Consider the following 11,991-nt stretch of genomic DNA (forward strand, 5'->3'; position numbering starts at 1 on the left):
CGTTGAGATTGCCGTCGCCGGCCGGGTTCTGGTTACGCGATGTTGGCGACTAGAGCCCGTCGCCGCGCAGTTCTTCGATCTTGGCAGCCGCATCGTTGGCGGCGTCCTCGACCGACATCGATTCGGTGAGCGCGTTCTGCAGCATCTCCGGCACGATGATGTTCATGATTTCGGTCGATTCCGGGACCACCGGGAAGGGGATGCCGTAGGGGAGCATGGAGGTGGTCACATCGAGGTTGGGGATCGAATCGAGCCGTTCCTTCATCCAGATGGTCTGGAAGCCGCGGATGTTGGAGGGGTTGGAGCCGACCCAGGCGAGCTTGGTGGACCATTCCGGACCGGTCATGAAGGCGATGAGCGCCCTGGCGGCGTCCAGATCGACATTGCCGCCATCGACCACGGAAGGATCGAAGACGTGGACATTCGATCCGCCGAAGACGACCGCGCGGCGATCGGGGCCTTCCGGCAGGAAGCCATAGCGCATGTTCTCGACGACCTGATCGGCGATCTCTTTGTCCGCGCCGGTGGCAGTGGCGGCGAGATCGTTCATCTTCGCGTACTCGGAGGGATGGGCGATCATCATGCCGAGGGTGCCGGCGATGAATGGCGCCTGATTCTCGGTCTGGGTGTTGGTCAGCGCAGAGGTCGGCACCGACTTGTCGGTGACGTACATCTGATAGTAGGCCTGGAGCGCGGCTTTGGAGCCGTCATTGTTGACCCAGATCTCCTCATAGGTGGGGTTCTCCGCAGCTTCGTCGAGCGCGCCGCCACCATATGCCCACATGGCCGGCATGAAGCGGAACGGGGTGTTGCCGGCATTGACGCGGGCGACGAGACCGTAGCCGTCCTTGCCGGTGTTGTCCTTGATCTGCTTCGAGTACGCGACGAGATCGTCCCACGTGGCCGGCGGCGCATCGGGATCGAGACCGGCCTCCTCGAAGATGGCCGCATTCCAGATGAGGGCCATGGTTTCGTTGTTGGTGGGGACGCCATAGGTCTTGCCGTCATAGGTGACCGACTTCATGGCACCTGGCCAGTATTCCTCGACCGGGTAGCCGGCATCGGCTGGGCCGAATTCCTGAAGCTGGCCCTTGGCGGCGAACTCGACGCCCCAGAGGATCGGCATCTTGGCGACCATCGGCGCGGCATTGCCCAGCGCGGCGGTGCGGATCTGGTCCAGCATGTCGTTATAGGTCAGGCTGGTGATGTTGACCTTGATGTTGGGATAGGTAGCCGCGAATGCTTCCCAAAATTCCTTGTCGATGTCTTTGGTGATTTGCGGTTCGGCATCGGCCGGACCAACGTACCAGTAGGAGACTTCGCCGGCATAGTCGAGCGGCACCACCTTGGCGACCTCGGCGGCGGTATCGACCTCGAGGGTACCGGCTTGCGCCACGATGGTTTCCGGAGTCCATTCGGTTGTGTCGATGGTGCCGTCCTGGGCCAGGGTCAAGGCCGAGGGGAGGAAGGCGGCTCCGGCGCCCGCTGCTGCGCCATATGCGAGGAACTTGCGGCGGTTCAATTCCTTATTGAAGAGTTCGCGATATCGCTGCGTTGACATCTTTGCTCCTTGTTGGCTCAGCAACGAGCCGGGTGCGGTTCGAACAGATCGATCGGAAAACCTGCCGGTAAGCATACCGGGAGTGGACTTCGAGGTGCTCCTTTCGCGCAAGCAGAAACGGCCGATCCGGGCTGATTCGAGAGAGAACGGCGAGATCGAGCACCGGCATCTTCCGGTGCGTAGCGAGACTGGAGGTGCCGTTATACCCATTGCGCTCGCGGGCTGTCAAGCATCGGCAGCAACCTGTGCAACGTGCCTGTTTTTCCGCGAGCGAGGCAATGGCAAATCCCCATCGACCTTGGTTCTCCTGCACGAATAGTGCGCAATGAAGCTGAAGATTTGGCAAGGGAATCACGGCGCCTTGTGGGCATGACGCCAGGGGTTCCGCGCGCTTAGGGGGAACAGGGCCGCTGGGATCAGCATGACACGATTGACGGAGATCGTTTGGGCCGGCACACCTGACAATTACCGGCAGACACGCGCTCGAGCACGAAATGGGGGGACGGAGGCACCGATGGCAAAGAAGCAGACGAAGGCGGAGAAGCCGGACGAGATTCAGCAGATCATCCCGGATGCGTGGCCGAAATATGCGCCGGCGGGAAAGGAGCCGGTGCGGATTCGGGATCTGAACGTGATCCTGACTGCGCCAGACGGCATCCGGCTGGTCATCGTGAAGGTGGAGACGAGCGAGCCGGGGCTCTATGGGCTGGGTTGCGCGACGTTCACCCAGCGGCCTATGGCGGTGGTGGAGGCGATCGAGCACTACATCAAGCCGATGGCGATCGGGCGCGATGTGCATGACATCGAGGACCTTTTTCAGACCGGGTATCTCTCGTCGTACTGGCGCAGCGGGCCGGTGCTGAACAATGCATTGTCGGGGCTCGACATGGCGTTGTGGGACATCAAGGGGAAGCTGGCGGGGATGCCGGTCTACCAGCTTTTCGGTGGCAAGTCACGCCGAGCGGCGAATGTCTACGTGCATGCCTCGGGGAACGATTTTGCTGAGGTGGAGGAATCGGCCAGGGAGTTCTGGGAGCAGGGATATCGCTATATCCGATGCCAGGTGGCGGTACCGAACTCGGCGACGTACGGGGTGTCGGGCAAGAGCATGAAGGCGGCCTACCACCTCGACCCGAAGCAGGAGTCGTGGGATCCGGACGCCTACGCGCGTATCGTGCCGAAGCTGTTCGAGCATATGCGCGCGGCGATGGGCGATGAGGTGGAGTTCCTGCACGATATCCACGAACGGGTGCCGCCGATCACGGCGATTCGCATTGCAAAGGAAGTCGAGCCGTATCGGTTGTTCTTCCTGGAAGACCCGTTCGCGCCGGAGGATAACGGCTATTTCCCATTGCTGCGGCAGCATTCGGCGGTGCCGATCGCGATGGGTGAACTGTATGTGAATCAGGCGGAGTACATCGATCTGGTGAAGGATCGGTTGATCGACTTCATGCGGGTGCATATCTCGGATATCGGCGGATTGACCAACGCGCGCAAGCTGGCGGCGTATTGCGAGTACTTTGGCGTGCGGACGGCCTGGCACGGACCGGGGGATGCCTCGCCGGTGGCGCATGCGGCGAACTTGCAGCTCGACCTGAACACGCCGAACTTCGGTATCCAGGAAGCGTATCTGCCACCAGAGAAGACCCGTGCGGTTTTCCCGGGCACGCCGGAGATACATGACGGCATGATGTGGTCGAACGAGCAGCCGGGCCTGGGGATCGATATCGACGAGAAGCTGGCGGCGAAATATCCCTTCCCGGAGCATTCGATCAATGGGGCGTGGCCGCCGGTTCGGTTGAAAGACGGGACGGTGCAAAGGCCGTAGGTGGGGCGGGGACGGCGGAAGCATCACCCGCTCGGTGCGATTGTGAAGTATGATCGGACCGAACCCAGCGGACCTATTCATATGGAATGTGCGTGTGGTGTCGTTCACGTGGAGTGGCACGTCGCGCGGAGAGGGCAAGGCATGGACGATCGCAGTTTCGATTCGCTTGTGAAGGCAGTTGCTCTCGGGGCGAGCCGCCGCCGCGTGTTGAAGGGGATGCTCGGCCTGGGAGGAGCGGCGCTGGTTGGAAGCGTCGCGATGGAGGGCGACGCGGATGCCGCGCGGCGTCCGACGCCAACACCCAAGCCGATTCGGTGTCCCGGCCGGCAAACCTGGAACGGATCGGAGTGTGTCTGTCCTGATGACGCGCCTTCCAAGTGCGGCCCTGATTGTTGCACCGAAGGTGAGATCACGCCCGGAAGCCCAGGGTACTCCGAGTGTTGCGATAACGCGTGTTGTTTCGGTACGTGTTACGGCGAAGAGCTTTGTTGTCCGACAAATACGCCCGATGGGGGTGGGCTGCCCATAGCGAGTGTTTGCGCCAACGGCGAGTGCTGCCTGTTGCCAAACGTTTGCATCAACGGCGCGTGTGTGCCGTTCTCTGGTTGTGAATCGAATGACGATTGTGGAGACTGCGAAACCTGCAACCCGAGGACGGGCCAATGCAGCTCGTTGTGCACTGCCGATCTTCCCCAGTGCTGCGTCAATGGCTTCGGTGAGTACTGCATTCCGAGTGGAGAAACGTGCTGTTCCAGCGGTTCTGACTGCACGGAACCGTGTTCGTATTGCAACGATGTCGTCAGGTACTGCGTCGACCGATGTGACAATCCCGGCGAGTGTTGTGCCGGCGCGAATGGGGATGACTGCTGCCCGGCCGATCGCTGCGTTCCGGGACAAGGGTGTTGCGCGGAAGGCACGAGCGCGTGTGGTACAGGTTGCTGCGACAACGCCACCGAAACCTGCGATGGAAACGGCAGTTGTGTTTGCAATGCGGGCTTGATCGAGTGCGATGGCGTGTGCATCGATGCGCAATGTTGCGGGAGCGACGAATCGCCGTGTATCGAACTTGGGTACGATCCCGATTGCGTCGCGTGCTCAAATGGCGAGTGCGCTACCGCGGGATTCGATTTTCAGAGTTGCGGCACCGCTTTTCACAGTTGGTGTTCCAACGGCCAATGCCTTGCGTGCATTCCGTATCTCTCGTACGGGTGTACCTACGACAATCAGTGCTGCAATGGGACTTGTATCGGGGGCAGATGCGACACGCATTGATCGGCTGCATCCAGCGATGATTCCGCTGGATCAGTGCGTGCTTCAGGGATGATGTGACGCTCCGAATCTTGGAGACAGGAGGATACGACGGGCCAAGTCTTTGGCATGACCGGCCCGTCGTGTGGGGGATTGTTGCAAGGGCTTCGGCAGAGACGCCGGACATCGATCGTCTGCTGGTGTTGCATCTCGAGATCGAAGCCCTGGATCGACGTCTGGATCGAACGCGGCTCACCCCGTATTCGTTGCCACCGATTCCTGACCGTGTAGACGCACCGTGGATGCTTGCCTGGGCGACGGCCGGATTGCAGCGGCTTGCCGGCGACAATGTCTCGTTCTTTGGCGCCCGTGAGCTGGAAGAAGCTGGGACCAGCGAGATCGTGGTCGAGTGCGGGCACCAACAGACGGGGCTGTTGGCGCTTCGGATCGCGTTGCAGCAGCTGAATGCAAGTGCAGACGCCAACCGAGTGCGAATGGCGCTGGAATTGGAGCAGGCGTTTGCGAAACGTCTTGCGCCGGTTTCGGCGTCTCGGCGGCCAACGGCTGGACTGGCGTGTATTTTGGAGGCTGCGCGCACGCGGGAGATCCCTATCACGTCGCTCGACCCGCACGGCCTGGTGCGCGAACTGGGACATGGAGTCTACCGGCGGCGGTTGCGCCATACGAGCACATCGAACACGTCCTACCTTGGCACGCTCATCGCGCAAGACAAGCATCTCTCATTGCACTATCTGGCAGAGTGTGGGTTGCCGGTGCCCGACACGTTGCTGGCGCGCGATGCCGGCCAGGCGGTTGCCAACGCGAGGCAGATTGGGTTCCCGGTCGTTGTCAAACCGAACGACGAAGGAAACTCGGCTGGTCTGCATCTGGATTTGCGGAACGAGGAAGAGGTGCGAGCCGCCTTCGAGGTCACCGCTGGGATCAGCCGGTCGGGAACCGTGGTCGTGCAGCGGTTTCTGACCGAACGGCACTACCGCGTGCTGGTGGTTGGTGACCGGATTGTCGGGATTGCCGAGCGAATTGCCGCGCACGTGGTGGGCGACGGAGAGCATTCGATCCGGGAGTTGGCGGAGATCGAGAACCGAAATCCGCGACGAGGAACGCTGATGTCCGACCGGCTCAAGACGATCGCCATCGACGAGACGTCCGAACGAATACTGGTCAAGCAGGGATTTTCGTTGGACGACGTGCCACACCCGGGACTCCGGTTGGAATTGCAACGAATCGACGATCTCGAAGCGGGAGGCGAGGCGATCATCCAGACCGGCAAGACGCATCCAGACAACGAGGCCATCATCGTTTCGGCTGTGCGGGCCATGGAGCTCGATATCGCTGGGGTCGATCTGGTGGCCACGGATATCGAGGCGTCGATATGGGAAACATCCGGCGGCATACTCGAAGTCAATCGCGATACTGGGTTCGCGCTCATCCAGTTCCCAACTTCAGAGGGCGCGATCGATCCTGGTCCGGCAGTAATCGAATCGCTCTTTCCGCCGGGAGCGCCGGTGCGTGTGCCGCTCGTCGCGGTGACGGGTGGGAGTGGAACCGGTGCGGTGACCCGGGCGATCGGGCGGTTGTTGACCGCGCTTGGACCGGTTACGGGTGTTGCCGTCGGTGATGAACTCCTGCTTGGCGATCGGAGTCTTGTGGGAATCGACGGTGCGGGCGCACGGGGCAAGCGTCGCATTCTGCTGCATCCCATGGTGGAGATGGCGGTGCTGGAGATTCGGCCGGATGAGATCGTGGCGGAAGGGCTGGCGTTCGAGCGGTGCGATGTGGCGGTGGTGACATCGCTCTCAGGGATGGCTCCTGCGGGATTGCCGGAGGCGGAATCGGTGATTTGTCGGGTAGTGACGCCTGAGGGAGTGCTGGTCGTGGCGGCGAATGCGCCACAAGCGGTCGAGCTGGCGCGGGGCTCAGGTTCTTCTCTGGTGCTCTACGGCTGCGCGGATGACGCGGACACGATCGACCGGCACCGGGCGGATGGCGGTCGGGCGGTCTGGTTGCAATCGAAGAGCGGCGCGAGCGAGCTGGTCATCGACTGGGCTGAGGGGAGACTCGAGACGGCGCCGTTGCCAGGGCGAATCGAAGGAAGCGGGCGGGTCGTGGCGGCCGGGTTTGCGGCGGTGCTGGCGCTTGGACTGCCACGCGACGCAGTGCTGCAACTGGCGCGCGATGGGGGGACATTTCTTCAGGTAGGATGAGGGGTAGTCGTGGCAATGAAATAAAGGAGTCTCGATCGGAGGCAACATGAACCGGCGCACGATGCTCGGAGGTTTGCTCGGATCGGCAGTTGCGGTTAGTCCGGGACGAATCCTGCGGGCGCAAACTGAGCAGCGACCCGAATTGGCGGGGTGTCTGGCGGAGCCGGGGATCGCGCTCTTTCTGGATCTCTTCGAGGGCCAACAGACACTGACGCTGCAGGAACTCGTGCCGCCAGCCGACTGGTTGCCATTTTCCTTGCCATATAGTCCGGTCTGGTTTCTCTATCCGCCTGACTGGAGCGCGCAGCTGCTCTACGCCGCGACGTTCACCCAGAATGCCGCTCCGATCTGGATATCGAACGTTCCCCAGACTGGCGGGTTGCTTTCCGCGCGAGTGGTTTCGCCCGATGCGACCTCCGCATGGGAATACGCGGTTGGGTCGTTGCAGGGGGTGGTCATCTCGATCGAGCAGGCGATCGCGATAGCCGAGGGTGGGATGCTGGGAGATGGGTATGCGGGAAGTCGCTTGTGTTTCTCCACCGGACCGGCGATTCCCACCGGTATTGCCTGGTTGACGGCAATCGACAGCAACGGATTGCTGGCGCTGACCAACGGAACGTTGATCGTCGATACCTCCGGGTTTGTGCCGTTCAGCGTGATCACCTATTACTCGCTGGTAGCGCCGCGCGCGAACTACGAGCAGGTCATGCGGCAGGTGTTTGTGCCAATTCAGTGGCAGTTGCTCCGGCGTGACGACGGGCCGAGCTCGACGGTGACGCCAACGCCGTGACGGTTCGATAGCGTCCGGACGCGATCCTCTCGACCGGGAGGTCGGGTTGGACGGGGCGGCCACGGAGGGCCGCGGCTACGCGGGAATGGGGGAATGGGTGGAGCGGCCAGGGAGGGCCGCGGCTACGCGGGGATACCGGGGTGGCGCCAAGTTCGATCCGATGGACAGATCGCACCGCGATGCGTTTTGAGATTTAGCCTGGACTATACATTGCGCGGCATGTTTGCTAATCTGATTCTGTTGCTCGGCAATTTCGTGAGCTACAGGGTTTTCAGATGATCGTAGGTGGAGAACGCGTGGATCGCCGGCAACTGTTGCGTATCGGGGCGAGTGGCGCGGTCATTGGCGGGGTGGGCGTATCGGTTCCGCTGCTGAAAGAGCGGGGTTCGTCGGCGTCCGAGAGCGAGCGGATGCCTCCGGGGCATTCGCTCATGCAGACGGACGACGCCGACCATATGAGCGACGACCATGTGGCGGCGAACGGCGGAACGGTGGGGGACATCGTTTACGACGAGGATCGGCTCGATCCCTCGGTTTTTGCCACGGCGTTCGACTATGGCCACGTTTCGACGATGGCGGATGGCACGGCGGTGCGCGAGTGGGACATTGTGGCGCTCGACCGGGAGATCGAGATCGCGCCGGGGTTGTACTTTCCGGCCTGGACCTTCAATGGTCAGGTGCCGGGTCCGACGTTGCGCTGCAACGAGGGCGACCGGCTGCGGATCAACTTCGTCAATAACGGCTCGCACCCGCATTCGCTGCATTTCCACGGGATCCATTCGTCGTACATGGACGGGGTGCCGGGAATCGGGCGGGGGAACGTCGAACCGGGAACGATGTTCACGTATGAGTTCAACGCCAAGCCGTTTGGGGTGCATCTCTACCACTGCCATACCGCGCCGTTGAAACGGCATATCCACAAGGGGTTGTATGGCGCGTTCATTGTGAATCCCGATCCGGCGCGGCGCGGGGAGAAAGCGCGCGAGCGGCATCCCGACTCTCCGGAATTCGAGAAGTGGCAGGAGTTCGTGATGGTGATGAACGCCTTCGATACGAACTTCGATGCCGAGAACGATGTGTATGCGGTCAACACAGTGGCATTCCATTACATGCGGCACCCGATCGCGATCGACAAGTCACGCCCGGTGCGGATCTATCTGGTGAATGTGACCGAGTTCGACCTGATCAATTCTTTCCATCTGCATGCCAACTTCTTCGACTACTACGACACCGGAACGCAGCTCGAACCGAATCTGCGCACGGTCGACACGATCATGCAGGCGCAGGCGCAGCGGGGGATTCTGGAGTTCAGCTATGACGACGACGATCACGAGCCGGGGCTCTATATGTTCCACGCGCATGTGTCGGAGTTCGCCGAGCTCGGCTGGATGAGCGCGTTCGATCTGCAGGAAGGAGGAGCCGCATGAGCAGCGAGCCCGTTGCCCTGTCGAAGACGAGCGGTCGCGGGGTTCCCTGGCTGTATGCCGTCGTGCCGATCGGATTGCTGCTGTTGACGCTGGCCGTCATCGTGGGCACCGGCGCCGGTCTGCGGAACAATGGGGCGCCGCCGATCGAAACGCTGGCGGTGCAACGCGTCTGGTTGCCCGAGCCCGACGAGATTCGCCTGTCGGTGATGAACGACGGTCCGGATCCCATCACGATCTCGCAAGTGATGGTCGACGATGCGTATTGGCCGTTCACCATGGACGGCGATATGACGTTGGGACGTCGCGAAGGGGCAACGCTGACGATTCCCTATCCCTGGATCGAAGGGGAAACGCACGCGATTGCGATTCTGAGCTCGACCGGCGTGGCATTCGAAGCCGAGATTCCGGTTGCGATCGAGAGTCCGCATCTGACCGGTGAAACGGTGCTGCGGTATGGACTCATCGGGATCTATGTAGGGGTCATTCCGGTGGCCCTTGGGCTGCTCTGGTATCCGCTGATGCGGCGGCTTGGGCGCTCCAAGATGAACTTCATCCTGGCGTTGACGGTGGGATTGTTGCTTTTCCTGGTGGTGGATATGTTCCAGGAGGCGCAAGAGGTGGCGCTGGACGCGCCGGCCACGTTCGATACGCCGGTGCTGGTGCCGCTGCTGGCGGTCCTGGCGGCTGGACTACTGATTACCATGAGCCGTTGGCTCGACCGGCGCGGAAAGCGGCTGCATCAGACCCGCAATCCGTCGCTCATGCTGGCCTACCAGATTGCGCTCGGGATCGGGCTGCACAATCTGGGTGAAGGGTTGGCGATTGGAAGCGCGTTCTCGATCGGCGAAGCGGCGCTCGGGGTCTTCCTGATCGTCGGATTCACGTTGCACAATGTCACGGAAGGGATCGGAGTCGCCGCTCCGCTGGTCGAGAACCGCCCGCCCCTGCGGCATTTTGTGGGGCTTGCATTGCTGGCGGGAGGTCCAGCGGTGCTGGGGACGTGGATCGGGGCGTTTACCTTCTCGCCGTTCTGGACCGCGGTCTTCCTGGCGATTGGGGTTGGCGCGATCGTGCAGGTGATCTATGAGGTCGGTCGCATCGTCTGGCGCAGCCAGGAGCGTGCCGGCGAGCCGGGGTTGAGCTGGGTGACGTTCGGCGGACTGGCCGCGGGAATCGCAGTGATGTACGCGACGGCGCTCATCGTGGCGTGAAGCGGGCGAAACGCGGCCGGTTGGCGGCGACGATCTTGTAGCCGAGCTCGACGATCCAGACGAAGGGGCGACGCTCCAGCAGCCGGACGAGGCGGGGATGCCAGTTGGTTTCGCGGAGCGCGAAGAGCACGGCGCGTCCCCCGGAGAGTTGGCGTCCATCGGCGGTGATGAGCTGGGCGGCCTTGCGCGACTGGACCATGAGCAATGGGGTCATCGGTGGGCTGGGGACGACTTTCCGCGGACAGATACGGAATTTGCGGGTGCTGGCATCGCGCAGGGCGAGCCAGCCAGCCCATTCCTGGCAGAAGTCGCAATCGCCATCGAAGATGAGCATGTGCTGATAGTTCGCAGTCATGGAAGAAGGATAGCGGGTTGGGGCTGGAGTACGGGGCCTGGGTCCTGAACCGTGGGTCCTGAGAATGGCGGGGTTACCAGGATTCGCAGCCGTATCCGTCATTTTCTCTGTCGAAACCATGCCTGTCGTACCCAATCACTTGCACCGAGAATCTGATGTCATCGCAGTCGAGGTCATAGGGGACATTCGGCACACAGGGCGTGTAGTTGGGATCGCAGTTTCCTCCCCCCAGATTCATTGGCGCCTGGGTTGGCGGAGCGTAGGGAACATCGGTGGGAACCGGTACCTGAGTAGGAAGCGGCACTTGGGTCGGAAGTGGCGTAGGCGAGGGAAGCGCAACGCCAAAGCCGCCACATTGAGACCAGACACCGAGACGGTGGGATTGGGCGAAGTTAGCGGCCGAACCGAGTTGAGTCGGATAGGGGTCGAAGTCGTCCCCGTAGTCGATGTTTTCCGCCCATCCATTGTTGATCAACACGTGATTCAGCAGATAGGGTTGTCCGTCGACTGTGAACCAAACGTAGGCGAGCCTCCGGCCGTGTCGATCGCGCTGTCCGACCTCTTCGATCCAGACGAAGCCCGGTGTGTCATTGAATCCGAGTGCGAAGCGGACAAACTCGGTGGCGTTCGTGCCGCCGCATTCCACTAACTCTCCAACTTCAGGCGTATCGGCGCGATAGAGCCGGTAACGACTTGTTTCCCCGTCAACGGTGATTTCGTACGTGTCTCCATCGACGATGGATACGAGGACACCTTGAGACAATCCGTGTGGAAGGCTGGTCATCCAGAATGCGGGGGCGAATCCCGACGTCAGGCCATCGCACGCCACCCCATTGCCGTCGGGATCCAGACTGGCGAAGGCGGAGGGATCAGTTTCGAACACACTCTGCGCCCACTCCCAGGCGTCGTAGCCGGAGCAATCAGTAGCAGCAAGTGCGAGCCCGGAGACCGTGGATGTTGGCGGGACGGCAGTTTGCGTCGCCGGGATAGTAGTTTCTGTCGGCGGATCCGGCATGCGAAATGGGATATTGGTGGGACTCTGTGGTGTATTGGGGGAAACCGGTTCCGGTGTTCTGGTCAACAGGTGCGTCACGGGATCGCTTTGCCGGACAGGCAGGGTCGCCGTCTCCAGAACATGCGTTGGAGGCATGTCCGTGGGTTTGCGAGCCGGAGTTTGTGTTGGGCGAGGCGACTCTGGTTCGGCGGTGCGAGATGGATCGACCCAGGGGGTCTTTGTCGGTTTGGGTTTCGAGGTGCTCGAGGGGGGAGCCGTCGTTCTAGTGTGTGGCGCCAGCGTTCGGGTAGCGGGAGGATCTATCAAACTTGAGGTACTGGATGGGACGCCG

At 61.8% G+C, this 11,991-nt stretch carries 8 protein-coding genes; 5 read left to right on the forward strand and 3 right to left on the reverse strand.

Annotation, left to right across the window (positions count from 1 at the left end; translation table 11 throughout):
* Positions 1–49 precede the first annotated feature (49 nt).
* Complete coding sequence (locus R2855_00825) at positions 50–1,561, reverse strand: sugar ABC transporter substrate-binding protein (protein ID MEZ4529545.1); 1,512 nt, start codon at positions 1,559–1,561, stop codon at positions 50–52.
* Positions 1,562–2,075: 514 nt separating this feature from the next.
* Between R2855_00825 and R2855_00830 the strand changes: the two genes are divergently transcribed.
* The 5 genes from R2855_00830 to R2855_00850 all read left to right on the forward strand — a co-directional run bounded on the left by R2855_00830 (position 2,076) and on the right by R2855_00850 (position 10,290).
* Positions 2,076–3,389: an enolase C-terminal domain-like protein gene (locus R2855_00830; protein ID MEZ4529546.1), complete on the forward strand. Its 1,314-nt coding sequence runs from the start codon at positions 2,076–2,078 to the stop codon at positions 3,387–3,389.
* Positions 3,390–4,837: 1,448 nt separating this feature from the next.
* On the forward strand, positions 4,838–6,862 hold the full coding sequence (locus R2855_00835; GenBank protein MEZ4529547.1) for an acetate--CoA ligase family protein: 2,025 nt from the start codon (positions 4,838–4,840) through the stop codon (positions 6,860–6,862).
* Positions 6,863–6,908: 46 nt separating this feature from the next.
* The gene (locus tag R2855_00840) at positions 6,909–7,652 is read left to right on the forward strand and encodes a hypothetical protein (protein MEZ4529548.1); all 744 of its coding nucleotides are present in this window, start codon (positions 6,909–6,911) and stop codon (positions 7,650–7,652) included.
* A gap of 296 nt (positions 7,653–7,948) precedes the next feature.
* Entirely contained in the window at positions 7,949–9,079 is a 1,131-nt protein-coding gene (locus R2855_00845; GenBank protein ID MEZ4529549.1) for a multicopper oxidase domain-containing protein, read from the forward strand.
* Complete coding sequence (locus R2855_00850; protein MEZ4529550.1) at positions 9,076–10,290, forward strand: ZIP family metal transporter; 1,215 nt, start codon at positions 9,076–9,078, stop codon at positions 10,288–10,290. The genes R2855_00845 and R2855_00850 overlap by 4 nt, the downstream gene beginning before the upstream one ends.
* On the opposite strand, the gene R2855_00855 is transcribed toward R2855_00850, so the two are convergent.
* Both R2855_00855 and R2855_00860 read right to left on the reverse strand, forming a co-directional pair.
* Entirely contained in the window at positions 10,277–10,645 is a 369-nt protein-coding gene (locus R2855_00855) for a DCC1-like thiol-disulfide oxidoreductase family protein (protein ID MEZ4529551.1), read from the reverse strand. The genes R2855_00850 and R2855_00855 overlap by 14 nt on opposite strands.
* Before the next feature lie 73 nt (positions 10,646–10,718).
* On the reverse strand, positions 10,719–11,795 hold the full coding sequence (locus R2855_00860; protein MEZ4529552.1) for a thermonuclease family protein: 1,077 nt from the start codon (positions 11,793–11,795) through the stop codon (positions 10,719–10,721).
* Positions 11,796–11,991 lie beyond the last annotated feature (196 nt).

The sequence above is a fragment of the Thermomicrobiales bacterium genome, from assembly GCA_041390825.1.
Classification (GTDB): domain Bacteria; phylum Chloroflexota; class Chloroflexia; order Thermomicrobiales; family UBA6265; genus JAMLHN01.

Coding starts and splice junctions, on each gene's coding strand:
- R2855_00825 (MEZ4529545.1), bottom strand. CDS start 1,561: ATGTCAACGCAGCGATATCGCGAACTCTTCAATAAGGAATTGAACCGC.
- R2855_00830 (MEZ4529546.1), top strand. CDS start 2,076: ATGGCAAAGAAGCAGACGAAGGCGGAGAAGCCGGACGAGATTCAGCAG.
- R2855_00840 (MEZ4529548.1), top strand. CDS start 6,909: ATGAACCGGCGCACGATGCTCGGAGGTTTGCTCGGATCGGCAGTTGCG.
- R2855_00850 (MEZ4529550.1), top strand. CDS start 9,076: ATGAGCAGCGAGCCCGTTGCCCTGTCGAAGACGAGCGGTCGCGGGGTT.
- R2855_00855 (MEZ4529551.1), bottom strand. CDS start 10,645: ATGACTGCGAACTATCAGCACATGCTCATCTTCGATGGCGATTGCGAC.
- R2855_00860 (MEZ4529552.1), bottom strand. CDS start 11,795: ATGCCTCCAACGCATGTTCTGGAGACGGCGACCCTGCCTGTCCGGCAA.